We start from the raw sequence: 25013 nt of genomic DNA, 5'->3' as shown, positions 1-25013 counted from the left end.
GCCGCGCCAGCCGCGGCGTTTTTTTATTGGGGCTGTCAATGCTCGTGGGGCTTGCCGCCTTTGGTGTCCGGCACCGTGACAGTGACGGTTTCCCCCGTCAGTATCTTGTGGTTCGGGTCAGCCAGTTCGAGCAGGAACTTGTGCTGCCCTGGCGTCAATCCAACGACAATCACCGGGTCGCCGCTCGTATGCGCCCAGGTGCCATGCCAGTCATCGACAGTGACGTGGATGTGGCCCACATGCGGCGAAACATCCACTGCCTTGGCGCCAAACACCGGCATGATCCGTAAGTTCTCCGTCCGGAACTGGAGGATCACAACACCCCTTGCCAGCGCATCCGGCTGTGGCGGATAGACCACCAGCTTCGCCGGCGCTTCGGACGCCAGCGGAATGACTGCCGGAGGATGATCGGCTTGGGCAGAAGCGCAAGAACACAGGAGCGCGCCGGCCACTCCCGCAGCGAGGCTCTTCCAGAAGTCAGGCATGACTTTTCTCCCTCGAAAGATTGAGCGCCATCATTCAATTTCGTCCTGCGCTTTGCAAATGTCAAGCTGAGACGGCACGAATCCGCCGGTTCGCCAACTGGGCAAATACAAATGCGAACATGATGGGTACGCTGGCAAGAAGCCCAAGCAGATGGCGATCTACGAATGCGATGCCGGTTGCGCCAAGCACGCCTGCAGTGGAAACGCCAACATAAAGGGCCGCCGAATTCAGCCCCATCAATAAGGGTGCGGCAGCGGGCGCTATGCCAATCAGGCGCGCTTGCTGTGGAACCAGCAGGCCCCAGCCGCAGACGGCCCAGATCGCAATGGCCATTGCGGCAGTCGGAAGTGACGCACTGGACCAAGGCAGTGCCAGGAAATCAAGCACCAGTACTGCAAGCGTACTGTTGATGATCACGCGGCTTCCAAAGCGGTCCGCCAGCCGGCCTACGCCCAGGTTGCCGACCGTAGCCGAGATGCCCCAAAGTAGCAGCAGCGCCGACAGAAGTTCGGGCCGGCCGCCGGTGGCCCGGTCGAAAGTCACGCCGAGGTAAGTGTAGACGGCGAACAGGCCTGAATACGCTGTAAGTGTCGTCAGCAGAGTCAGTACGACGCGCCGATCGCTTAGCGGCGACAGGCGCTGCCGAAGGGAAACAGCTGGCAGGGCCGGAATGGCCGGCAGCATCGAGCCCACTGCGCCGGCTGCAATCACGCCGACAGCGGACACGAACCACAAGGTATCGCGCCAATTGCCCAGGCCCCCAATGTATGCGCCCAGCGGAGAACCCAGGGCGGTGGCCGTGGACAATCCTGCGATCACAACAGCCAGTGCACGCGCCCTTTTCTCTGGCGCAGCCAACGCCGCGCCGGTGGCCGTCGCGGTCGGACTGTACATCGCAGCGCCTACGCCCGCAATGAAGCGGCTGAACAGCACCCATCCCAGCCCCGGCGCCATTGCCGTCAGGGCATTGCCCACTACAAAAACCGCCAAGCCGGTCAAGAGCAGGCGCTTGCGCGGCCAGTGCGCCGCCAGCGCGGCGATCGCCGGCGACAGCAGCGCATAGCTCAGGGCGTAGACAGTAACCATCTGGCCAGCGACGGATACTGAAACGCCCAGCGATCGGGCGACTTGCGGCAGGATGCCTGCGACCACAAAGCTGTCTGTTCCGACCGCGAACATCCCTGCAGCAAGGGCTAGCAAACGACGATCCATTTCAATCCTCAGTTGAATTTGCGCTTTGGCGCCTTGGCGGCCGGCCTTGGGGACCGGCCGCCGCCAGCATTTACACCACCACCGTTGTTGCGATGGCGACGTTGCCGTGCAGTGCTTTGGAGTACGGACAGGTCTGGTGGGCAGCGCTGACCAGCTCTTCTGCGGCGGCGGCTTCCATTCCTGGCAGGCTGACGCGCAGGCGCGCCTGCAGGAAGTAGCCCTTCGCATCGGTCTTGCAGAGGTCGATTTCGGCATCTACCGAGATATCGGCGGGCACAGCCAACTTGTTCGCCGCGGCGGCAATGCCGATGGCGCCGATAAAGCATGCCGACCAGCCAGCCCCCAGCAACTGCTCGGGATTGGTGCCCGGATCCTTGCTGGCGGGTCGGGACAGCTTGATGTCCAGTTGACCATCGTCGCTGCGGGCGAAGCCATTGCGGCCGCCAGTAATATGGGTTTTGCCTGTGTACAGCACGTCATTGTTTACGGACATATGATTTCTCCAGGTGAGTTTGGCTTATCGGATTACCATTTGCCGTTGTGGGCGCCGCCATCGACACGCAGGATTTCGCCGGTGACGTTCTTCGCTTCGGTCAGGTAGAGCACCGCTTCGGCGATCTCTTCCGGGCTGGAGATGGTGTTGAGCGGCGCCAGCGACTTCATGAAGTCCTTTGGCGTGTTCGCATGCAGCGGGGTGTCCACGGCGCCTGGCGCCACCACGTTCACACGAATGCCTGCGTGCGCGTATTCGGCGGCCAGGTTCAGGCTCGCAGCATCGATACCGCCTTTGGTGAACATCGGCACTGCGCAAGTCAGCGATGCATGCGGGTTGCGGGTCAGGACACTGCTGATGCTGGTAATGCTGCCGCCCCGTTTCTGGGCAAGCATTTGCCTGATCACCAGCTGCGTGATGTACAAGTAGCCCTCGAGATTGGTGTGCACCAGCGCATTCAAGTCTTCACTGGTGTAATCGATGAAGGGCTTCACGATGAAGATGCCGGCATTATTGACCAGGCCATCGATACCGCCGAACCGTTGAATGGCCACTTCCACGATCCTGGCTGCCGTAGCAGGAGTGCCGATGTCGCCATCGACCAGGGCAAGGCGCTCCGATGCCTGGAATGGACCGGCTTGGCTGATGTTGCGCGAATTAGCGACGACGTTATAGCCGCGGTCCAGGAAGGAGCGCACGACGCTGGCGCCGATACCTTGAGAAGCACCGGTAACGATGATGGTTTTTTGCTGGGTTGTCATATCAGGTTCCTACAGTTGATTGGGAGTGACCAACTATAGGATCGCTAGCTGCAAAGATAAACGTAGCGCCACGCGATTTAGTAGTTACCTGGTGTAATTAATCGATTTTTTGCGCTGAAGCCGTCACTGGGTGGTCACCCCATTTATTACATCAGGTAGCAAGAGAAGTGCTCGCACCGACCTTTATCGGCGACTGAGCGGGGCCTATAGTCCAGTGAACGGACACCCCGTCATCCAACTGAAAAGGAGATTCACCATGCCGTACGTAAATATTCGAGTCACGAATGAAGGCGTCACGCCAGAACAAAAACTGGAACTGATCAAAGGCTCAACCGAGTTGCTCGTGCGCGTCCTGAACAAGGATCCTGCCACCACCTTCGTGATCATTGACGAGGTCGAAACGGACAACTGGGGTGTCGGCTACGAAAACATCACCACGCGCCGCCAGAAGGAAAAGCAACGATGAAACTGATTTATGTTGGCGACCCGATGTGCTCCTGGTGCTATGGCTTCGGCAAGGAAATGACTGCCCTGAAAGCCATGCATCCGGACCTGCAGATAGAAATCGTGCTCGGCGGCCTGCGCGCCGGCGGCACCGAACTGCTGACGAATGAGGGCAAACAATTCCGGCTGATGCATTGGGCACGCGTAGAAGCTGCCAGCGGCCTGCCATTCAACCGCGAGGCATTCATGAAGCTGGAGAACTTCGTCTACGACACCGAACCTGTCTGCCGCGCTGTGGTAACCGCCCGCCGCCTGCACCCGAATGCGGACGTGCTGGCTGTGTTCCGCGCCCTGCAACACGCCTTTTACGCCGAAGGGCGCAACACCACCGACGGCAGGATCCTGTCCGAAGTCGGCGCTGAAGAATTACGACGCCAGGGTTTCGAAGTGAGCAACGACGCCTACTTCGCCGAGTTCAGCAAGCAGGCGACGATCGACGAAGCCCATCGCGATTTCAGCAAGGCCCGCAAGCTTGGCGTGAGCAGTTTCCCGGCGCTGCTGCTGGATACCGGCAAGGAAATTGTTGAAGTCAGCCCTGGCTATGCGCATGCCGAACAGCTGGATCAACAGCTGCGGACAGCCATGGCGCGTTGACGCGTTGCAGTTATTGGGCCAGCGCGCCGTTGCTGCCGCCCAGTTGGCAAGTTCCGGCGCGGCATTGCGCGCCGGGATCCATCAGGAAACGGCAATCGCTCGCCAAGCCGCTCGCCTTGTTTTCAGCTTCTCGCTCCTTGCGGTAACGTTCGGCCAGCGCGTTGGCCTTGTCGGGGCTGACCTTGGCAGTGGAGTACGCCATATAGGACTCCGGTCCGCCGCAGGATTTTGCCCCCACTGGCACCGTCTTGCACTGCTGGTCGGAACTGCAATCGGCCACGCTGCCCAGGGCGCGCAGTTCCGCCAGCGTCTTGGAGCCGCTCGCCGCATGCCCGCAAGCGCCGGCAAGCAGGCAGGCCAGCAGAAGGGAAAATCGTTTCATATCGAGACTCCGGGAAAGGATGGCGCCATCATCGCGCCGCCGGCGCCAGCGGTCAACCCGTGCTGCGCGCTACCGCATGGGTGCGGTTGCTGACGCCCAGTTGGCGGTACAGCCGCTGCAAGTGGTTCTTCACGGTCAGGGCGCTGATGCCGAGCAGGCGGCCGATTTCCTCATTGCTCTTGCCTTCACGCAGCCATTGCAGAATTTCCGCCTGGCGCGGCGAGACGGATGGCGCCGAAGCCGGCCGCTGCGCCGCGCTGGCGATGCGCTGCACCGCCAGGTGCAGGTAGGGCAGCAGCAATTGCACTAGCCAGCTTTCGCGCGTGGCCGCCACCGCGGGCATTTCCAGCAGCACGAAGGCGCTGCCCCCACCTGCCAATGCGCCGCTGCCATGCACCAGCCCATGTCCCCTGTCGCCGGCCTCCAGCGACAGCGGCTGGCCGCCGCCCTCCTGCCATTGCCGCAGCCAGGCCGGCACAGGCCCTTGCGCCGGATCGCATAACAAACTGCGTTCGGACGGCGCCAGCACGCTGCCATGCAGGCATTCGACGTGGCGCGCCCGGCCCTGCTCATCAAGCTGGATGCACAGCAGCACCCCATGCGGCAGCAGGGTTTGCAAAGCCCCCTGGCTCCACAGGAACAATTCGCGCTGGGTGGCGATGCCGTAAGCGCCGTCGATGGCATGCAGCAGGTATTCCTGCTCGCGCGCGCTGGGACTCAGCATTGGGCATGGAAACGGTAGCCGCTGCCGCGTACCGTCTGGATCGTGTCGTGCAGGCCGCTCGGCTGCAGCGCATTGCGCAGGCGGCCGACATGGGCGTCCACCGTGCGCTCGTCGAGGAAGACGTGGCTGCCCCATACCTGGTCCAGCAGCTGCGCGCGGCTATGCACGCGCCCCGGATGGTGCATCAGGTAGTTCAGCAAGCGGAATTCCACGCGTCCCAGGTTCAGCTGGCGCTCGCCCGCCGTCACGCTCAATGTATTGGGGTCGAGCCGCAAGCCGGCCATCTGCAAAGCGCCCGGCATGGCCGCCGGCCGGCGGCGCCGCAGGACGGCATGCAGGCGTGCGATGGTCTCGCGCGGGCCAAAGGGCTTGCAGATGAAGTCATCGGCGCCGCTTTCCAGCGCCAGCACCTTGTCCTGCTCGGCACAGCGGGCGCTCAGCATCAGGATCGGCAGCTCGCTGGTCTCGGGCGCAGCGCGCCAGCGCCGGATCAGCGACAAACCGGACTGGCCCGGCAGGTCCCACTCCAGCAGCACGGCTTCCGGCAAGCCGGCCTGCAATGCGCAAAGCGCTGGGTCGGCGGCGCCATGGCAGACGACCGTGTAGCCAGCCTGCCCCAGGTTATGGGCCAGCAGCTGCTGCACGGCAGGATCGCTGTCGATGACGAGGACGTGGAAGGACATGGCAAAACTATGAAGCATGCCAAGTCGTGCGCACTAATACAATTTTAATTAAGAATTAATATTCGGAAGGAATAAATGCCCGCTTTCGCTCTGTGACTTTCAAACGAAAAGGCATCCCGGGGCCGCAGCCCGCGAGATGCCTGTGGCATTTGTACAACTCGCAGCGCTTAAGCGCGGCGGCGCGCCAGGCCCAGCATCAGCAGGCCGAGTGCCAGCACGGCCAGGGACGCCGGTTCCGGCACGGCGGCTGCCGGCGCGTCGCCGACGGTCGCGATCGCATTATTGATGGTGAGGATCTGCAGGTCCGGGCTGCCATCCGGCAGGGCGACGAACATCAGGTCCAGGATCTGGCCCTTGATCTGGTTCAGCTGGTCGTCATACGCGATCACGCCGAAATCGGAATTGAGCAGCGCTGATGCATCGCCGGAAATCGTCAGCACAAAACTGAACACATTGCCGAATACGCCCTGGTACAGCACATCGTTCACGCTGACCGTATTGGACATCGCGAAGCCGCCGGGCACCGCGGCGGCGTCGCCCCATGGCGAGAAGTTTGCCGGATCCATGTCGAAGCCCTTGAGCTGGGACATGGTGGCGGTAGCTGCAGGCGCGCCATCCGCACCGCTGAAGGTAAAGTCCAGGTAGCCCGCACGGCCGGCGCCATAGACGGACGTATCCAGGGTCACCAGGCGCGCCATGTCGGCCATCGCATGACTGCTCACGCCAAGGGCCAGCATCAGCGCCAGCGCGCGCAGGAAGCGGGAAATCGATTTGTTTTGCATGGTTCTGGTCCTTAGAAACTGCCGTTATAGACTTTGGGCGTGTAGGTGATCGCTACATGGCCAGGGTTATTGAATTGCAGCTGCACGGTGGCCTGGGCGCCCGCGGCCAGCGAAGGCGCCGCCGTAATATAAGGCATGCGGTTGAAATAGCCCGTCGCGTTGTTCAGGGTGACGCCCTTCGGCAAGCCTTGCAGCACGTATTGCACCGATGCGCTCATGTCCGCGCCGCTGGTGTTGGTGATCCAGGCGGTGGCGGTGCCGACGTTGCTGAAGCGGCCCTGCACCAGGCTCGATCGCTGGATCTGCACGCTGGACGTGACGTCCACATACGCCGGCGCCAGGTTCAGGCTGATCACCACGGGATCGTGGTCGGAGGCGCGGTAAGGCAGCGGGTTGTACAGGTTCTGGGCGGCGGTGTTCTTGCCGTCCAGGTTGTAGTCCAGCACTTCCGGCTCGTCGGCATTGATGTTCCATTCCACGGCGCCGGCCACCTGCCCGCTCATCGACATGCTGGCCAGGGCGTGATCGAGGTAGCCGCTCTCGCCGCCGAACACATAGGAATGCGGGATGCCGTTCGGACGCACGAAGCGCTCCAGCTGGTTCTCGAACGGGAACTGGCGTTCCGCCGCCGTCGCGTACATGATCGGGTCTTCGAAACCGTAGGAGTTGAAATCGCCGATCAGCAGCACGTCAGGATCGCCTGCCGCCGCCACCACTTGCGGCACGAAGGTATCGACCAGTTCCTGCGCCTGCGCCACGCGGTCGGCGTTGTAGCAGCTCTGGCCGTCGCCCTGGTCGGCATTGGCGCCGCTGGCGCCGCTGCAGCGCTTGGACTTCAGGTGGTTCACGATCACGCTGAATGTCGCGCCATTGCCGGCCTGGAAGGTCTGCGCCATCGGCGGGCGGTCGTTGACAGCCGCCGCATCGGACAGCGCGCCGCCCACCAGCGCCACCTTGGCCGGCTTGTAGATCATCGCGACGCGGATTGCATCGGTGCCGGTGGCCGCCGGCTTGGGAACGTAAGCGTATTCCACATTGCCGTAAGCGGCGTTCAGGCTGTCGACCAGGTAGCTGGCGGCATAGTCGCCATTGTTCTGGATCTCCATCAAGCCCACCACGTCCGCATCGATCGCCTTCAGCTCGGCGACGATCTTGTCGCGCTGGCGCACGAACTCGGTCATATTATCGGCGCCGCGGCAATTGGCCTTGCTGGTGCCCGAGCCCAGGGTGCAGCCCTGCCCCGCCTGGCCCAGCACATCGGTACCGTCGGTGAAGGTGGTGAAGAAGTTCAGCACATTGGCGCTGGCCACGCGCAGGTTGCCCGCCACCAGTTCCGGTACTGCCGCGCGTGGATTGTCGCGCGAGAAGACCGGCGCTTCGGTCGGCTGCACCTTGAAGCCGGCGCCGCCGCTGCCCAGCGCGCCGAAATCGAGCACGCCGGTCAAGCCGCTGACGCTATAGCCGGCGCGCACGGTACCGTCCTGGTCCAGGTAAGGCACGGTGGCAGGCGTGACGAACAGGCCGTCGTCCAGCGTAAGCATATTGGCGGCGTTGGCGGCGGCCATCGCCACCGCGTCCGCGCTGCGTGCGGGATAGCGGTTGGTCGGCACCTCGCGGCGGCCAACGGCCAGCGTCAATTCGCCGCGGCTGCCCAGCGAATCGGTGGCGTTGACGGTCAGCTGGCCTGGGAAGCGCACCAGCATGCCTTCGTAATTGGCCAGGTTCACGTCCAGCAGGTCGATATTGGCCGGGGTGATGCTGTGGCCGCTGCCCTGGGTCACCACCGAGGTCACGTTCGACAGCTCGGTGTAGGAACGGGTCGCGCCGCCTGGCTTGAATTCAGTCACGGTGCCGGACACGCGCACCAGGTCGCCCACCGCCACATTCACCGGCGTCGAGGCCATATACACGAACATGCCGTCCGACGTGCCGGGATCGCCGTCGCCGGCTTCGTCCTGGATGAAGAAGCCGCTGCCAACCTTGGCCGTCACCACGCCTTCGGTGGTCAGCTTGACCCCATTGAACGGGCTGGTCGCGCCCGAACCCTGGATCTGCGGCACGCGCACCACGCTGGAGCCCACGTCGACGGTGACGTTGACCGTGCAGCTGGCCGACTGTCCCTGGTCATTCGTGAACTGGACCGCGACCGGGTAAATGCCGGCCATCACCGATGACGAAGCCACCAGCGACACGCTGGCATTGCCGCCCACGCCTGCGGCTGGAACCAGGTTGGCCAGGCTCATGCCCGGCACGGCGGCGGAAGTGATGACCGCGCCATTGACGATGCCGTCCGCATCCGAAGCCGAGAGCGCGATGCTGCCGCCGACGCCATAGGCCAGCGTCGCGCTGGCCGGACACAGCGGCACGATGGGCTGCGGCGCCGGACCGCTATGGCATGCATTGGCAGGCGAAGCGGCGCTGCGGAACGCCGGTGCCACGGCGCTGAAATCGGTGGCGTTGTTGTTCGCATCGGTGCAGCCGCCGTCCGCGCGCAGCAGGCTGGTGGTCGCGCTCATCGCAGGCGCCGCTGCGGTTTCAAAGAAGTTGGCCGTGCCGTAGCCGACCACGTCCTGGATCGCCGCGCTGCTTGGCTGCGCGCCCGACAGGGCCGTATTATTGTTCACCAGCGCCACCTTGCCGGAAGCGCCGCTCATATTCACGCTGCCGCTGTAAAAATCGGCCGGCACATCGGCGCCGACAGCGGTATTGCTGCTGGCCAGTTTGACCAGGAAATACTTGCCCGGATCGATGCTGGTGCCGGCCGGCAGCTCCGCCTTGCCCCAGCTGGTGCCGCTGGCGGACGCATACTGGATGGTCCAGCCGCCCACCGCCACCGTGCTGCTGCCGCGGTTGAACAGTTCAACGTAGTCGTAGCGCAGGGTAGCGCCGCTATTGCCGCCCGCGCCGTACATCTGGCTGATGACCACGTCGGCTGCGAATGCCGGCTGGCAGGCCATCAAGGCAGCCAGCGCGGTGGCGCGCAAAATAATGCGATTGTCCATGTGTTGTCCCGAAAGTGCTTTCACAGAAAAATTGTTCTTTACATATTAACTGTTTGGTATGACTACTCGGTGACAAGCCATTAGTCCGAACGGACTACATGCCTTCAGTGCTGGTAGGGCCGGGCCAGCGGTTCGCCTATGAAGACGCCTTGCGCGGGCCAGGCCACGCTGCGCCAATACGCTTCGATGGCCGTCGCGCCGCCGAGGTAATGGCGCAACAGGACTTCGGGATGGGGGAATTTTTGCCAATGGCTGCAAGGTTCGCTGACCGTACCGTAGCTGGCCGTGGCGCCCGCCTCCAGCCAGCGCAGGCTGCTCATCTGCGTGCTGCCCAGCAGGTCGCCGCCCCAGGATGTCAGGTGGTCGGCCAGCGCGCCAGGCAGGAAGTGCAGCGTCTCCAGCTTGTCCACGCGCGCGGCCCCGGTCTGGTAGAGGATGATGTCGTCCGCCCCTTCCAGCACGTCCTGCCGCAGCGTATGCACCTGCAGCCGCCGCGCGGGAAGGCTCCCGCTGCGCGGAAACAGGGCCGCCCGGGTATTGCGCGCCTTGTCGCTGGTGTGCAGGAAATAGGCGCCCGCCTGCGGCGTGCTGAAGCCGGCCACCCTGCCCCGGTCCACCACGGCGCGCGCCACCGCCTCCGGCGTGGTCGGCAGCAGCATCGACAGCCGCATCCCCGGCGGCAGCTGGCTGGTATTGAAATAGGGATTTGCGCGCCCCGGCCCGCAAGGCCTGCTGCATTGCGCCGCATCGAAGCCCAGCGTGTAGGCCGCCGTCAGCCCGTTGCATTCGACCGCATACGGCGCCGTCCACATGAACAGTACCGCGCGCACATCGGGCCCCAGCTGGCTGTCGACCTGCTGTTTCAGGGTGGCGAAGGCCGCAGCATCGAGCTTGTGCGGGGCATCGGGCAGGCGCACATGCGCCACATGCTGCGCTGGAATGCCGCGCGCCTGCCGATAGTACTCGGCAATGGCGACACTGGATGGATCGTCATCGTTGACCACCAGCCCGAGCTGGGCCGGCAGGATCTGGGCGCGCGCCCCGGCTGCCAGCAGCAGGAGCGCGGCAAAGGCGCAGCGCTTAGCCGCGGTGATAGACATCCTCAAAGCGCACGATATCGTCTTCGCCCAGGTAGCTGCCCGACTGCACCTCGATCAGGTGCAGGGGAAGCTTGCCCGGATTTTCCAGGCGATGGTTCATGCCGATCGGGATATAGGTCGATTCATTCTCGGTCAGCAGCATCACCTTGTCGCCGCAGGTCACGCGCGCCGTACCCGACACCACCACCCAGTGTTCGGCGCGGTGATGGTGCATCTGCAGCGAGAGCTTGCCGCCCGGGTTGACGATGATGCGCTTGACCTGGAAGCGGTCGCCCATATCGATGCCTTCGTAGCTGCCCCAAGGGCGGTACACCTTGGTGTGATGCAGGTGCTCGGTGCGGCCATTGGCCTTCAGATGGTCGACCACCTGCTTCACGCGCTGCACCTGGTCCTTGTGCGCCACCAGCACCGCATCGGACGTCTCCACGATCACCAGGTCCTGTACGCCGATCGCGGCCACGATGCGGCCTTCGGCGCGCACCAGGCAGTTGCTGGCGTGATCTGTGTACACGTCGCCGCGCGTCACATTGCCATTGCCGTCGGCCTCCAGCACATCCACCAGCGCCGACCAGGAACCCACGTCGTTCCAGCCGATCGACGCCGGCACCACGACTGCCAGCCTGGTGTGTTCCATCACTGCGTAATCGATGGAGTCCGATGGGCAGGCTGTGAATGCCGCTTCATCCAGGCGGCAGAAATCGAGGTCGCGGTAGCCCTTGCTCACGGCCTCTTCACTCGATTGCGCCATCGCCGGCTGGAACTGGGCCAGCTCCTTCAGATAGGCATCGGCGCGGAACAGGAACATGCCGCTGTTCCAGAAGAAGTTGCCGGAGTTGATAAAGCCCTGCGCCGTTTCGCGGTTCGGCTTCTCCACAAACTTGGCGACCTTGAAGCAGCCTTCGGCCTGCAAGGCTTCGCCGCTCTGGATATAGCCATAGCCGGTTTCCGGCGCGGTCGGCACGATGCCGAAGGTGGCCAGGGCGCCCCCCTCTACCTGCGTCGCGGCGCGCTGGATGGCGGCGTAAAACGCATCCACATCCTGGATGACATGGTCGGCCGGCAGCACCAGCATCACCGCTTGCGGATCAATCGCCTTCAGGTAATGGGCCGCGGCGGCAACGGCCGGCGCCGTATTGCGGCCCACCGGTTCCAGCAGGATGCCCAGCGGATTGACGCCGATCTCGCGCATCTGCTCGGCCACCAGGAAACGGTGCTCATTGCCGCACACTACCAGCGGCGCCATCATGCCCTCGCGGCCGGCCAGGCGCCGCACAGTCTCCTGCAGCATCGTCTTGTCCGACACCAGCGGCAGCAGCTGCTTGGGCAAGGCCGCGCGCGACAATGGCCACAGGCGGGTACCGGCGCCGCCGGACAGGATGACTGGGTATATTTTCATATTTAAAGTTGTTTATTTAGCAACGTTTTCAGCGATGCGGCGGGTCGAGCGGCGGTCGCGCGCATTCATCCATCCGCCGCAGTCGGCCTGCGAAACATGCCGCATCTCGCCAGCCCGGTCAACGCTGTAATCTTTAAATACGATCAATTCGTCGAGTGAGCCTTCCGGCAAGACTCGAGTATATTCGAACAATACGCTGCGCACTACCCGTGCGCCGCTGCAAATGTGGCTGCCGTGCCCGATCCAGGTCGGCCCGATGATGGTGGCGCCGGCTTCGATGCGGCAGCCGGAGCCGATATACACCGGCCCGACGATCCTGGTGCCGTTCCAGTCGATGCTGGTATTCAGGCCCACCCACACGCCTTCCTCCACCTGCACGCCAGGCACCACCATATTGCCCACGCCGCCGGTCAGCACGCCCTGCAGCACTTCCCAGTAATCCTTGACGCTGCCGATGTCGATCCAGTTGAATTTGCGGGTCTGGCAGTAGAACGGCAGGCCGCGTTCGGCCAGCAGCGGGAACAGCTCGGAGCCGATATCGAACACCTGGCCCGACGGGATCAGGTCGATCACCTCAGGCTCGAACAGGTAGATACCGGTACTGGCGCAATTGGACTTGGCCACGTCGCGCGACGGCTTTTCCTGGAATTCCAGCACGCGGCCGTCGGCATCGCTCACCACCACGCCATAGCTGTTCACCTTATCCCACGGCACTTCACGTGTAATGACGGTCGCCATCGCCCCCTTGCGGCGGTGCTCGTACAGCGCCGATTTGATATCGAGGTCGATCAGCGCGTCGCCGCACAGCACGACCACGGTCTCGTCGAAGAACCCGCCGAACTCCTGGATCTTCTTGATGCCGCCGGCCGATCCAAGCGGCTCCGGCACCACTTCGCCCTGCTCCGTCGTATAGCCCTCGAAGGAATAGCCGATCTGCACCCCGAACTGGTGCCCCTCGCCGAAATACTCCTCGATCTTTTCATGCAGGTAGCTGACGTTGACCATGATCTCGCTCACGCCGTGGCGCTGCAAATGCTCAACCAGGTAAGCCATCACCGGTTTTCCGAGGATAGGGATCATCGGCTTCGGCAGTTCATAAGTCAAAGGACGCACCCGCGTGCCTTTCCCGGCCGCCAGAATCATCGCTTTCATAGGTTGTCCTCTTCAAGTATCAGTGCTGGTGCGGAATACAAGCGTTCATAAGCTGCCAGCAGCTTCGGGGCCTCGTACTCCCATTCCAGTTCATTGACCACCCGGTTGCGGCCATACGCGCCCATGCGCGCCCGGCGTTCCGGATCGTCCAGCAATTCAATCATTTTAAGCGCCAAATCGACAGGATCGTTTTTTGCTGCATAGAGTGAAGCCTCCTGCGCCGACACCCTCCCCTCCGTGAGGTCGAACTGTACTATAGGTTTGCCCAATGCCATATACTCCATGATCTTATTCATGGTCGATTTGTCGTTCATTTCGTTGGCGACGTCGGGATTTACACATACATCGGCCGTATTCAGCATTTCCAGCAGCTGCTGGTCGGGCACCCGGCCGGTGAACGTCACGTAATCCGCCACCCCCAGTTCGCACGCCAGTTCCTTCATCTGCTCCAGCGACGTGCCGCCGCCCACCAGGCCGAAATGCACGTCGTGCCGCCCCATCTCATGCACCACGAAGCGCACGCTTTGCAGCAGCAGGTCGATGCCCTCCTGCGCGCCCATCACGCCCACGTAGCCGACCAGGAAGCGCCGCCCCTGCTTCAGCTCCGGCACCGCAGGCAGGACCCGCAGCCGGTCCAGTTTCGGGCCGCTGCGCACCACATACACCTTGTCCGGGTCCATGCCGCCGCGCCCGACCGCAATGCGCTTGTACGAATCGTTGGTGGCAATTGAAACGTCGGCAGTGCGGAAGGTCAGACGCTCCAGCCACACCATCAGCCTATAGAAGAAATCGCGCCGCCCGAATTTGGCCTCGTAAAGCTCCGGATTGATGTCGTGGTGGTCGAACAGGAAGCGCTTGCCCAGCAAAAATTTGAAAAATGCGCCCACCACGAACAGCAGGTCGGGCGGGTTGCAGGCATGGATCACGTCAAAGCCATGGCGGAACAGCACTTTCCAGGCCAGCCGCGAACTATGGAACAGCGCCGCCGAATACTCGATGGCATAGCCGAGGGCGCCCTCCGCCTCCATCGGCAGCTTGTAGCGGTAGATATGGATGCCGTCCAGTTCCTCGTAGCGCGCCTCATATCCCTTTCCGGTCGGGCAGATGATCGCTACCTGGTAGCCGTTGGCGTGCAAGGTCGTCGCCTCCTGCCATACCCGCCGGTCAAACGGCGATGGCAGGTTTTCGACGATGATGAGGACACTGCGCTTACCAGCAAATGCCATCGTACGCCCCTTCGCTCTGCTTGCCGGAGACCCGCACCAGGTCCACCAGGTGCTGTCCTGGCCGCAGCCGTTCGGGCACGGACTGGAATTCCGGCGCCCCGTTGCCGATCACCACCGTGTCGGCAAACGCCAGCACATCGTCCAGGGAATCGACCATCAGCCGCGAGATGTGGGGGATGATGTTCAGGATGTAGTCCTGGTTGGCGCCGGTCAGCGCCGCCAGTTTCACGTTCTTGTCATACAGCTTGAGCTCATAGCCTTTGCCGATCAGGTGCTCGATCACGTCCACCAGCGGCGACTCGCGCAGATCGTCGGTGCCGGCCTTGAACGAGAAACCGAGGATGCCGACCTTCTTGCCCGGTTTTTCCATCACCATCTTCAAGCCCTTCTCCACCTGCTTGTGGTTGGACGGCAGGATGGCGTTCAGCAGCGGCAGTTCCAGGTCCAGCTGGCGCGCCTTGTAGATCAGGGCCCGCACGTCTTTCGGCAGGCAGGAGCCGCCGAAGGCAAAGCCGGGCTTCATATAATACGGCGAGAGATTGAGCTTGGTGTCCTTGCAGAAGATCTCCATCACCTCATGGCCGTCGATGCCGACCGCCTTGCAGATATTGCCGATCTCGTTGGCGAAGTCGACTTTCAGCGCATGCCAGGTATTGTCGGTGTACTTCACCATTTCCGCCGTTTCGACGTCGGTGCGCACCACCGGCGCATCCATGCCCGCATACAGCTGCAGCAGCAATTCCCCCGAACGCTGGTCGGTCTCGCCCACCACGGTCTTGGGCGGATGGTGGTAGTCATGCACCGCCGTTCCCTCGCGCAGGAATTCGGGATTGCTGCACACGCCAAAATCGATACCCGCACGCTTGCCCGACGCATGCTCCAGCGTCGGAATCACGAGCGACCGCATCGAGCCGGGCAGCATGGTGCTGCGCGCCACCACCACATGGAAGCTCTCTTTCTCGCGCAATGCATTCCCGATCTGCTCGCACACCTTGCGCACCGCGCTCAGGTCAAGGTTGCCGTTCAGCTGGGAAGGCGTGCCCACGCACACCAGCGAAATCTCAGTGTCCATGACTGCATCGCGCACCCTTTCGGTAGCGCGCAGGCGGCCATCGCGCACGGCAGCCGCAATCATCTCGCCGATATCCTTCTCGATAATCGGCGTGCGGCCTTCATTGATCAGTCCAACCTTGGTGCGGTTCGGATCGACGCCAATCACCGTATGCCCCTCCGCCGCCAGGCAGCCCGCCGACACCGCCCCCACATAGCCCATGCCAAAGATACTGATCTTCACGATGACGCTCCTTCAAGTAAAGCAATCTCGGTCACGATCGTGGTGCTGCCGCGTATCGTTCCGCGCCACACCGCAGTCGTCATGCCGGCTTTGCTGTCAAAAGTGCGCGAGATCCATCCCGCGATTGGCGCCGTGCTGGCGCAATAGAGTTGCGGTCCGTCTCCGAACCGGCATGACATGAGCAAACCCTTGCTGCGCTTGGCCATATGCAATGTCTGCCCAGCAGTTTCGGCCTGGCAGCCTTCGGCAAAATGCCAGTGCAGCGCTACCTCGTGCTCACCAAAACATTCTAGGGTATCTTCAACAATCACCGTGTTCCGTTTGGCGTCGAAGCGGATCACGCGCTCGTGCATGACCGGGTCGCGCAAGCGCATATAGCCATCATGCTTTCCTGCAAAAAATTGTCCGGGTTCATGCCCCAGCAGCGTGGCGCGCGCCTTGTGCAGCCACATGAAATTGCCGCCGATCTGCGACTGGTCCTGGCCATCCACCTGCACCGTGTTGTGGGCCGCCGTGCTGCGGAAGTAATCGCGCCATTCACGCTGCGTGTGATAGGCGAAGGTTCCGGGATCGACCAGCATTTCCTCGCCGCCCATCGACAGCGTGAACGACAGCGCATCGGCATGGCCGTGCGCGGCAAGGGAGAGGTAACCCAGGGCGCCGCAGTCGGCCACCATGCGTACTTCTTGCGGCGTGCCGAAATCCTTGCCGAGCAGGTAGTAGCCGCCGTGGGGGAAGGCCATGCGCGGCTGCTCGGCGGCGCCGGGCGCCGGATCCGGCAAGGCGGCCCAGCGCACCTCGGCATCGCCGAACAGCCAGCGGTTGCGGTCATCCAGCGCGCCTGCCTTGGCTTTGAAGTCCGCGCGCCCGAACAGCAAGGCGGCGCTGGCCAGCAGCGAGCGATAGGGCGGCATGCCCGCCGCGTCCAGGCGCAGCATGCGGGCGTCGTCCGCATCGCCGATCATCGGTACGTTGCCGCCCGTGTCCATCAGTGCAGCAAGGAATTCCGCCATCCGCTCCAGGCGCAATAGCCAGTCCGCGGGGAAGCTGCTGCCATTGGCCCGTGCGGCAAGCTGGCACAGGAGCATCATGTCCATGACCTCGTGGTGATAGTAGACGGCTTGCTCCTTGTTCACGCCATCTTCCCAGTTCTGCTGCAAGCCCTGCTCGCGCAGGCCGCGCTCCGCCATCGTGCGCCAGCGCGCGCTCTCCGGCCAGCACGGCCATTGCAGGCTGGCCATGTAAAGCCCCATGTACTCGCCCAGCAAATGATTGTTGGCGGAAGAATGGCGCGACAGGTGGCGGCTGATGAAGTGGCAATGCTTGTAGACGGCATTCAGCCAGCGCTGGCGCCAGTCGCCGTCGATGTCGCCCTCGAGCAGTTGCCAGGCGGCGCACCAGTTCAGCAGGCGCACGCCAAGTTCCAGCGAACTGGCCCAGTGCACGCCATGCGGATAGGGGCACTGGTCCAGCCAGGACAGCAGCAGCGTGCGCGCACCGTCCTTGTATCTGGCGTCGCCGCTGCAGCGCCAGGCCTGGGCCAGCGTCACCAGTTCCAGGTGGCGGCTCGGCTCCCACAAGTACTTGATGTCGCCCACCACGGACGCGTCGCGGTAATCGATCGAAGGCCCCGGCGCCATCGGGGCCGCCATTCCAGTACGCGGATCGCGATTCCATTGCGGCGGAAAGCCCAGCGCCGCATCGCGCAGCGCAAACACATTCCAGCGCCCGGCCAGCAGCCCATCCGCCGCCCGGCACAGGGCCGCCGCATCGATCCCCGGCGGGAGCGCTCCCGCCGGGGCCGCACCGGACGCAGCGAGAAAGCTGGCGCCAAATCGCCCCAGCGCCGGCGCCGGCGGGTAATTCGCCAGCCCCAGTCCCATTGCGACGGCTTTCCGCCAAGCCAGCTGGCGCACGCGCCAAGCGACTTCCCCGGGCCCCATCAGCTTGAGGCGGTTGATCTTCCAGGCCAGTGCAGTCATTGCGGCATGAACCCCAGTTCGCGATACAGCCGCTCCACGCGCGGCAACACGGCATCGCTGCAGAAGGTGGATTCCACCTTGCGCCGCGCCGCCTCCCCCATGCGCCGCGCCAGCGCATCGTCTTCCAGCAGTTGCGCCAGCCGCGCCGCCAGCGCCTCGACATCGCCCGGAGCGACGAGGAAGCCCTCGACGCCATCGGCCACCGCCTCCGGGATCCCGCCCACCGGCGTTGCCAGGACCGGCAAGCCAGCCGCCATCGCCTCCAGCACGCTCATTGGCAAGCCCTCGTTATAGGAAGGCAGCGCATACAGCGAAGCCAGCGCCAGCTGCTGCCGCCGCCCTTCCGCACCGACCCAGCCAAGCAGGTTGAGCTGCCCCGCCAGCCCCAGCTGCGCCGCCCGTTCGCGCACAGCGTCAAGTTCGCCATCCCCGCCCAGCCGCAATTCCAGGCCCGACACCTGCGGCGCGATGCGCGCGGCCGCCTGCAGCAAGTCATAGCTTCCCTTGCGCCGGCCCAGCCGCCCCAGCGACAGCACCGCGCCGCGCCGCCGTTCTTCCCACGCGCTGGCCGCCGGCAGCAGGACCGGGTTGTAAATCGCCTCCACGTGCGGGTTGCTCGACATGCCCTGCACCCAGCAGCGCCAGGCTTCGGACAGCACCACCACCCTTGCGCTGCGGTCGAAAATGAAGCGCACGAAGCGCTTGCGCCATGGACCGCATTCCTCGCCATAGAAGCGCGCGAACTCCGCCCCATGCAAGTGCAGGATGGCCGGCACCCGCGCCGCAAACGCCAGCAGGAAGAAGCCCGACTTGCGCCAGAAGCTTGCGCGGGAAGCCAGGTGCACATGCATTAGTCCCACGCGGCCCCGCAGCAGCATCCAGCAGAACGCCGCATACGCCGCCAGCATCACGCGCAGCTTGCGCCATTTGCTGCCGTCGCAGTGCGTCGCGAGATAGCGCACGCCAAAACGCCGCAGCATGCCGGCTTCTTCATACACCCTCACCACGGAAGCGATGCCGCCCATGGTGTCCATCCCCGTCCCCAGCATCACGATGGTCTTCATGCGCGCCGCCCGTCCTGCCACTCGTTGACCACCCAGCGGAATTTCCCCGCCTCGGTATTCGGCAGATCGCCGCGCAGCACCACTTTCACCTGCACCGTCGGATCGACCAGGTGGCGAATGTTGTGCAGCAGCTTGTCCTGGTCCGCCTGCGAGAAATGTGCATCCGGCACCAGCCGCAATTCCCACTGCCCCGGCCCGGTCTGCGCCACCTGCGACTTGCGCACGTTCTCGACGCCCTTGAAGGCGAAGGTCAGCACGGAAGGGCTGACTTCCATTCCGTCACCGCCCGTGATGCGGTCCTCCAGCTTGCCGGTCACCGGCTCGATCATCGGGAACGGCCGGCCGCAGGCGCAATGGCCGTGGCGCCAGCGCGTACGGTCGCTCAGGCGATAGCGCACCAGCGGCATGGCCAGGTTATGCAGCGTGGTGCCGACTATATGGCCGTAGCCATCGGTCGGCTCTCCGTAATCGTCGAGGATTTCGACGTGCGAATAATCGGGATTGAGGTGCATGGAACCGTATTCGCACTGGGTCGCGAACGCCACCCGCTCCGCCATGCCGTACATGTCCATGATCCTGCCCGCCAGGCGTTCGCGGATCAGCTCCTGCTGGTGCGGATACAGCGGTTCGGAGGCGGTGAACAGGAAAGGCACGCACAGCGACATGCCGCGCCGCTCCAGCTGCTGCGCCAGCGTATAGGCCGTCGAGGGATAGGCCTGCATCATGGCCGGCGCATAGCGCTGCAGCTTGTCGATCACCGCGCCAACGCACTGGTCGCCCAGATGGCGCGACGACAGCAGCAGCTGCCGGTTGTAGCGGTTCTCGAACCAGAACGGCGGTTCCTGCCGTTCCAGCCCCGCCACCATATCGCCGCGCAGCGTTGCCCTCGGCATGCCTTCGGAATAGCCGCCCCAGCTCCAGTGCCGTTTGATGAAGGCTTGTTCCATCTGCACCGAATTCAGGCTGCGGATAACCACCAGCGGCGTGCCGGTGGTGCCGCTGGTCTTGCCCAGCACCTGCCAGGGCCGCTTCAAACCGTCATTCGGATACAGCGCGCGCGGATGGTCGAGCAGCGTGCGCTTGTCGACAATCGGAAACATCTCGCGCAAGACCTGGCGCGCCTCTTCCGGCGCAAAATCAGGCGAGATGTGGGCGTAAAAGGGCAGCTTCGCAATGGCCGCCTGCAGGCTGCGGTGCAGCAGCCGGTCGCCCATGGTTTTCAGCGCGTAGTCGTCCAGGGTCTCGTGGCGGCGCAGGCGCTGCACCAGGCGCTGGCTGAGCGCATTGTCGCGCACCAGGGCGCGCCCGCCGTACAGCAATTCCTTACGCAATTCGGCCAGCATGATCGTCTCCCACCAAAGTCCGATAGCGTGCGGCCAGGGCCGCTCCCAGAACGCGATAACTGCGTGCCGACTCGATATAGGCCGGACCCGCCGCGGCGCGCCGGCGCGCCGCCTGCGGATCGCGCAGGATGGCCAGCAGCGCATCGGCCATCGCCTGCGGCGTGCTGGCCGCCAGCCACCCGGCGCCGCTGGCGGCCAGCACCGCCTCCTGGTCGGGGATGTCGTTGCCCACGCAAGGCATGCCCAGCGCCAGGTATTCCAGCAACTTGGTCGGCGAACTCACGTCGTACAGCGCGCCGCGCGGAACATAGGACACCGCAGCCTGCGCGCCCAGAAGGTACTGCCAGGCCTGCGCCGGCGGCAGCCATCCCGTAACCTGTACCGCATCATCCAGCCCGCGTTCGCGCGCCGCCGCCAGCAGCAGCGCCACATCGTCCTGCTGCGGCGCACTGCCGATCAGCAGCAGGCTCGTTCCAGGCAGCTCCTGCCGCACCAGCAACAGCGCGTCAAGCAAGCGTTCCAGGCAGCGCGCGCGGTCCAGCGTGCCCAGGTATGCCACGACCGGCCGCCCCTCCCATCCGCTCCAGCGGCGCGCTGACGGACGCGCATCCGGCCGCAGCACCGCTTCCATATCCACACCCATCGGCACGGCGCTGATGCGCTCCGCCGCAACGCCGTGCTGCGCCACCAGCCGCGCCATCGCCTCGCTCTGCACGAACACATGGTCGGCGCGCGGCAACAACACGCGGTACAGCAGCCAACGCTCCACCAGGCCCTTGCCCAGCACGAGCCGCGCGCGCAAGCTGCGCCATCCCGATTGCCGCGCCAGCCCTGCCCTGCCGCGCTCGATGCGTCCCTCGCTCATGAGATAGGACAGCCAATACACCATCGGCAAGCCCTTGATGCGCGCCACCAGCAGGGCCAGCAAACCAATGCTGACCATATCGCGCACCTGCACCGCGTCGTGGCTGCGGCGATTGGCGCCCAGCAAGGCCCGCAGGCAAAGCCAGAGGAAGGACAGTTCCGCCCTCCAGCGCGCCCCCGCGCTGGCCCGCCGTGAAGAGGCGAAGCCCTGGTCATCAGCCGGCGCAGCGCTGCCTTTGCCGACAACGTGGCATTGCACGCCATGGCGCGGCAGGTATTTGCCGAACAATGTGGCCACGTCGGCGCGAAAAGTCGGTAACGGTTCAGGCACCAGCTGCAGGATGCGTACTGGGCGAGCCATGACTTATCCTAACAAGAAGCGCTCGATTTCAGCGCCCGGTTCACCCCGGTTTTCCAGCCTGTCGGCGGCCAGCCGTACGCGCTGCGCCAGCTCTTCGCGCCGCGCCGGCTGCTCCAGCGCCCCCGCCAGCGCCTGCCGCATCGCCTGCACATCGTCGTGCGGCACAAAGCCGGGATAATCTTCGCCCAGATAGGCTTCGATCGACTCGTGGCGCGTCGCCACCAGCGGCTTGCCATGCCGCAGCACGCGCAGCAGCACGCTCTGCCCGCAAGCCTCGCCCAGTCCGCGCAAGGGCATCGCCACCACGCTGCTGCGCGCCAGCAAGCCCTCGAATTCCGCCTCCGGCAAATCGCGCAGGATACGCGTGCTGCCGCGCGCCGGCTGGCGGATCTGGTTGTACTGCGAAGCCACGATCACCAGCGGCGCCGCCAGCGGCTCGGCCGCTTCCAGCAGCAGGTCGTAATCGCGGTTCGAAAACCCGCCGGCAAAGATGCTGCCATCGTCCCCTTGCCGCGCCGCGCGGCCATCGAGTTCCTGCCGCCACAAATGGCAGTGCACATCTTTCGGCGACATGCCGACCCGCGCCACCAGGTTGCGCGCCTCGCCGGGCGAAAACGCAATGAAGCCAAGGCCCGGCAGCCGCAGCGCGCGCAGCACCCGGTCCGTGATCCGGCGCGCACGCTGGCCGTGCACGAAGCAGCCCATGACCAGCAGTCTCTCCGGCCGTGGCAGCAGGCGCGCCTTGACCAGGGCCAGCAGCGGCAACGCTTGCCAGCCAACCACCAGCAACCGGTCCTCCTTGCGCCACAGGCCGAAACAGCGCAGCAGCCTGGGCGACAGCATGGCCAGCACGATCGCCGCCTTGCCGCGCATGCCCTGCGCCTGCGGCCCGATGGTGGTGACACGCGCGCCGCGCTCCTGCAGATAGCTGGTGATGTCGCGGTAAGCGCCGGACTGCGAGAGCAGCACATGGATCATGGCCGCCTCCCGTCCGCCACCACCTCGCGCAGGATCTGCAGGTACTGGCGGCTCACCACGTCGGCCGTATGCTCGGAGGCGTAGCGCAAGGCGCCGCCGTCCTGCAATGTGCTGTAGTACTCGGCATCGTTGTACAGGCGCTTGATGGTGGCGATCATGTCCGGCACATCCTGCGGCATCATGCCGGTCCATCCCGGCACGATGCTGAAGGTCGATTGCGGGCACAGTACCGGCGTGCGCGTCGACCACGCATCGCACAGGAAGCCCCAGCCGGAATGGCTTTCGGTGTAGGCAAACCAGGCGGAGGACAGGCGCTGCAGCGCTTCGATGCGGGTCACGCCTTCCACGTGCTCGACACGGTCGCCCAGCGATGCCTGCAATTTCTTGACGATATGCCCGTAAGGGCCGCGGCCGATCACCACAAAGCGCTTGACCGGCGTTTGCTCCAGGATGGCCGGCACCGTTTCCAGCCAGCGCTCGCAATTCTTATGGCGGATCAGCGAGCCGACGTAAATCATCTCGTCCTGCCGGCGTTCGCGCGCAGGCCGCCACTCCGCCGGCCGCTGCGCGCAGTGCGCGGCGTAGTACGCGCGCCGTCCCCGCAGGCCGAGGCCCGCCAGCTGCGGCAAGTCAGCCGGGTCGTTGCTCATGAGCGCATCGACCTGCCCGCACACCTGCCACCAGCGCATGCGCCCCGCCACACGGCCCAGGGCCGGCAAGCCGCCGTAATAGCGCCGCCGCAGCAGCTGCACCGGATCGGCCGATTCCACGCGCAGCAGCACCGGCACCGGATACAAGGGCCGCAGCAGTTCCAGCAACGGCAGGCAATGGAAAGAGTTCACCAGCAGCACGTCCGGCTGGAAGGCATCGGCAATCTCGCGCACTTGCGCGAAGTAGCGCGCTGCTTCATGCGACAGTGCGCGCAGGCTGGGAAAAATGCGGTGAATCGGCACGCCCTGGAAGTTCTCGTAGGCGGCGCCAGTCTCCGAGCTTTTCAGTGCCGACACGCGCGAGGTGATCACCTGCACCGCCACGCCTTTCGCCACCAGCGGCGGCAGCACGTACGCCACCTCGTCGAAGGTGGGATTCAGTCCGGGATAGATGGCAAGAACTCTCATGATGCTTCCCGTAAAAGTTGGCGCCCCAGCACACGGTTGATCAGCTGCCTGTCCTTCGCATCGATCGCACCGGACAATAACAGTGCCGCAGCAAAAACGGCGCACAACAGCAGGGTTCCCACAGCAGCAGCTGGCAGGCCCTGCCCCGGCAACAGCCATGCGACACCGGCCGCCGCCGCAATCGCGCACAGCGCACGGCTCCACCACGCCAGTCCCAGCGGCCACGCGAAGCCGCGCCGCCGCATTCCCGTCACGACAAGCCCGTTCACCACCAGTTCATTGCCAAACAGAGCCACCGGCACCAGCCATAATCCAAGCGCCGCCGCCGCAGTCCAGGCCAGCAAAGGCAGCACCAGCAAGGAACACAGCGATGCCATGGCCCACATGCCCATCAGCCCGACGGCGTTGCACACCACATTGAGGATCAGGCGATGCAGCCGCAGCGCCAGCCAGCCGCACAGCACGGCGAACAGCAGGCGGTATTCGCCAAAGCGCCCGCCGCTGGCCAGTTGCAGCACCAGGTCGCCGTACACGGCCGCCACCGCAAGAACGGGCAGCAGGCTCAGCGCGCTGATCTTGAACACGAAATGCGCCCAGCGCTGCAATTCGCCGTAGTCGCGATTGCCGGCATAGGCGCCGATCATGCGCGAACGTACGACCGAGAAGATGACCATGCCGGGCATGTAGTTGCGGATGATGTCCGTCAAACGCAGCACGAAGCCCAGCCCTGCCATGGCTTCCGGCGACTGGCTGCGCGCCAGCAGCAGGATCAGGCTCGAGGGGGAATACAGGTATTCGACAATGCCGCTGGCATAGTTTTGCAAGGCCACCGAGCGCATCTGCGCCAGCGCGGGCGGCCGCCATCCCGCTTGCGCCGCATCGGGCAACGCACGCAGCGCATGGACGATGAAGGCGCCGGCCGCCGCCAGCGCTCCGGCGCTGGCGGCCAGCTCCGCCAGCAGCAGGCCATGCGCGCTGCCTTGGCCGTTGCCCATGGCCAGCAAGGCGCAGGCCACGACGGCGCTGCGCAATACGACGGCCGCCTGCATGCGGCTCTGCAGGGCCAGCGCTTCGAGCGTGTTATCGCGCAGGATGCGCATGCCGCCTTCAACGACCAGCAGCACGGCCAGCACATTGACCAGGCCGCCAGGCACGTTGGCCGGCAGCAGGCCCAGCCCGCGCGCGGCCAGCAAGGCGGCGGCAACCGCCGACAAGAGCAGCATGCGCCATAGCGCCACCGCGCCCACCAGGCGCGCCAGCGCTGCGCGGCTGCCGCGCAGCCGGTACTCGGGCAGGAAACGCAGCAAGACCCAGTCGAGGCCGAAGCTCGACAAGCCGAGCACCAGCTCCACCAGCGCCATGCCGACCACGTAATGACCGAATTCAGCGGCCGGCAGCACACGTGCCGACAGCCCGAGCACGCAGGCTGTCAGCACGGCGGTAGGCACTTTGCCTGCCAGGAAAGCGACGATATTGCGCCGCGTTTGGGGACCCGAATATGGCGCTGTCATG

General features: G+C 64.5%; 23 protein-coding genes. 2 read left to right on the top strand and 21 right to left on the bottom strand.

Annotated elements, in window-relative coordinates:
* Positions 1–35: 35 nt before the first annotated feature.
* From GM658_RS08900 to GM658_RS08885, 4 genes are all read right to left on the bottom strand, one after another.
* Positions 36–485, bottom strand: a complete 450-nt coding sequence (locus tag GM658_RS08900; RefSeq protein WP_211841838.1) for a DUF6130 family protein — start codon at positions 483–485, stop codon at positions 36–38.
* A gap of 61 nt (positions 486–546) precedes the next feature.
* Positions 547–1698, bottom strand: a complete 1152-nt coding sequence (locus GM658_RS08895) for an MFS transporter (RefSeq protein WP_155453651.1) — start codon at positions 1696–1698, stop codon at positions 547–549.
* Positions 1699–1768: 70 nt separating this feature from the next.
* A complete protein-coding gene (locus GM658_RS08890; RefSeq protein WP_155453650.1) occupies positions 1769–2191 on the bottom strand; it encodes an Ohr family peroxiredoxin in 423 nt (140 codons plus the stop codon).
* A gap of 32 nt (positions 2192–2223) precedes the next feature.
* The gene (locus GM658_RS08885) at positions 2224–2952 is read right to left on the bottom strand and encodes an SDR family NAD(P)-dependent oxidoreductase (protein ID WP_155453649.1); all 729 of its coding nucleotides are present in this window, start codon (positions 2950–2952) and stop codon (positions 2224–2226) included.
* 256 nt (positions 2953–3208) lie between these two features.
* On the opposite strand from GM658_RS08885, the gene GM658_RS08880 reads away from it, so the two are divergent.
* Positions 3209–3418, top strand: a complete 210-nt coding sequence (locus tag GM658_RS08880; protein ID WP_155453648.1) for a tautomerase family protein — start codon at positions 3209–3211, stop codon at positions 3416–3418.
* Entirely contained in the window at positions 3415–4050 is a 636-nt protein-coding gene (locus GM658_RS08875; protein ID WP_155453647.1) for a DsbA family protein, read from the top strand. The genes GM658_RS08880 and GM658_RS08875 overlap by 4 nt, the downstream gene beginning before the upstream one ends.
* A gap of 10 nt (positions 4051–4060) precedes the next feature.
* Here the strand turns inward: GM658_RS08875 and GM658_RS08870 are convergent, their stop codons facing one another.
* From GM658_RS08870 to GM658_RS08790, 17 genes are all read right to left on the bottom strand, one after another.
* Positions 4061–4432: a hypothetical protein gene (locus GM658_RS08870; RefSeq protein ID WP_155453646.1), complete on the bottom strand. Its 372-nt coding sequence runs from the start codon at positions 4430–4432 to the stop codon at positions 4061–4063.
* A 52-nt stretch (positions 4433–4484) separates the two neighbouring features.
* Positions 4485–5156 carry a LuxR C-terminal-related transcriptional regulator gene (locus tag GM658_RS08865; RefSeq protein ID WP_155453645.1) on the bottom strand — a complete coding sequence of 224 codons (672 nt, stop codon included), beginning with the start codon at positions 5154–5156 and terminating at the stop codon, positions 4485–4487.
* Positions 5150–5839, bottom strand: a complete 690-nt coding sequence (locus tag GM658_RS08860; RefSeq protein WP_155453739.1) for a response regulator transcription factor — start codon at positions 5837–5839, stop codon at positions 5150–5152. The genes GM658_RS08865 and GM658_RS08860 overlap by 7 nt, the downstream gene beginning before the upstream one ends.
* A gap of 167 nt (positions 5840–6006) precedes the next feature.
* Positions 6007–6621: an NF038129 family PEP-CTERM protein gene (locus GM658_RS08855; protein ID WP_155453644.1), complete on the bottom strand. Its 615-nt coding sequence runs from the start codon at positions 6619–6621 to the stop codon at positions 6007–6009.
* 11 nt (positions 6622–6632) lie between these two features.
* A complete protein-coding gene (locus GM658_RS08850; RefSeq protein WP_155453643.1) occupies positions 6633–9623 on the bottom strand; it encodes an ExeM/NucH family extracellular endonuclease in 2991 nt (996 codons plus the stop codon).
* A gap of 104 nt (positions 9624–9727) precedes the next feature.
* Positions 9728–10723, bottom strand: a complete 996-nt coding sequence (locus tag GM658_RS08845; RefSeq protein WP_155453642.1) for a TIGR03790 family protein — start codon at positions 10721–10723, stop codon at positions 9728–9730.
* Positions 10704–12119 (bottom strand): mannose-1-phosphate guanylyltransferase/mannose-6-phosphate isomerase, encoded by a 1416-nt coding sequence (locus tag GM658_RS08840; RefSeq protein ID WP_155453641.1) that lies wholly within the window; start codon positions 12117–12119, stop codon positions 10704–10706. Before GM658_RS08840 ends, GM658_RS08845 begins: the two co-directional genes overlap by 20 nt.
* A gap of 12 nt (positions 12120–12131) precedes the next feature.
* The gene (locus tag GM658_RS08835; RefSeq protein ID WP_155453640.1) at positions 12132–13271 is read right to left on the bottom strand and encodes a nucleotidyltransferase family protein; all 1140 of its coding nucleotides are present in this window, start codon (positions 13269–13271) and stop codon (positions 12132–12134) included.
* Positions 13268–14497 (bottom strand): glycosyltransferase family 4 protein, encoded by a 1230-nt coding sequence (locus GM658_RS08830; protein WP_155453639.1) that lies wholly within the window; start codon positions 14495–14497, stop codon positions 13268–13270. Before GM658_RS08830 ends, GM658_RS08835 begins: the two co-directional genes overlap by 4 nt.
* Complete coding sequence (locus GM658_RS08825; protein WP_170298742.1) at positions 14481–15791, bottom strand: nucleotide sugar dehydrogenase; 1311 nt, start codon at positions 15789–15791, stop codon at positions 14481–14483. The genes GM658_RS08830 and GM658_RS08825 overlap by 17 nt, the downstream gene beginning before the upstream one ends.
* The gene (locus GM658_RS08820) at positions 15788–17773 is read right to left on the bottom strand and encodes an alginate lyase family protein (RefSeq protein WP_155453638.1); all 1986 of its coding nucleotides are present in this window, start codon (positions 17771–17773) and stop codon (positions 15788–15790) included. The genes GM658_RS08825 and GM658_RS08820 overlap by 4 nt, the downstream gene beginning before the upstream one ends.
* A complete protein-coding gene (locus GM658_RS08815) occupies positions 17770–18837 on the bottom strand; it encodes a glycosyltransferase family 4 protein (protein ID WP_155453637.1) in 1068 nt (355 codons plus the stop codon). The genes GM658_RS08820 and GM658_RS08815 overlap by 4 nt, the downstream gene beginning before the upstream one ends.
* On the bottom strand, positions 18834–20180 hold the full coding sequence (locus GM658_RS08810; RefSeq protein ID WP_170298741.1) for a phenylacetate--CoA ligase family protein: 1347 nt from the start codon (positions 20178–20180) through the stop codon (positions 18834–18836). Before GM658_RS08810 ends, GM658_RS08815 begins: the two co-directional genes overlap by 4 nt.
* The gene (locus GM658_RS08805; protein ID WP_155453635.1) at positions 20161–21405 is read right to left on the bottom strand and encodes a glycosyltransferase; all 1245 of its coding nucleotides are present in this window, start codon (positions 21403–21405) and stop codon (positions 20161–20163) included. The genes GM658_RS08810 and GM658_RS08805 overlap by 20 nt, the downstream gene beginning before the upstream one ends.
* Positions 21406–21408: 3 nt before the next feature.
* A complete protein-coding gene (locus tag GM658_RS08800) occupies positions 21409–22383 on the bottom strand; it encodes a glycosyltransferase (protein WP_170298740.1) in 975 nt (324 codons plus the stop codon).
* Entirely contained in the window at positions 22380–23501 is a 1122-nt protein-coding gene (locus GM658_RS08795; RefSeq protein WP_170298739.1) for a glycosyltransferase, read from the bottom strand. Before GM658_RS08795 ends, GM658_RS08800 begins: the two co-directional genes overlap by 4 nt.
* The gene (locus tag GM658_RS08790) at positions 23498–25012 is read right to left on the bottom strand and encodes an oligosaccharide flippase family protein (RefSeq protein ID WP_155453632.1); all 1515 of its coding nucleotides are present in this window, start codon (positions 25010–25012) and stop codon (positions 23498–23500) included. Before GM658_RS08790 ends, GM658_RS08795 begins: the two co-directional genes overlap by 4 nt.
* Position 25013: the final 1 nt, after the last annotated feature.

It is taken from the genome of Massilia eburnea (assembly GCF_009720745.1).
Taxonomy (GTDB): domain Bacteria; phylum Pseudomonadota; class Gammaproteobacteria; order Burkholderiales; family Burkholderiaceae_D; genus Rugamonas; species Rugamonas eburnea.
The sequence above is the reverse complement of the archived record's forward strand: the minus strand, read 5'-3'. Positions and strand labels throughout refer to the sequence as shown.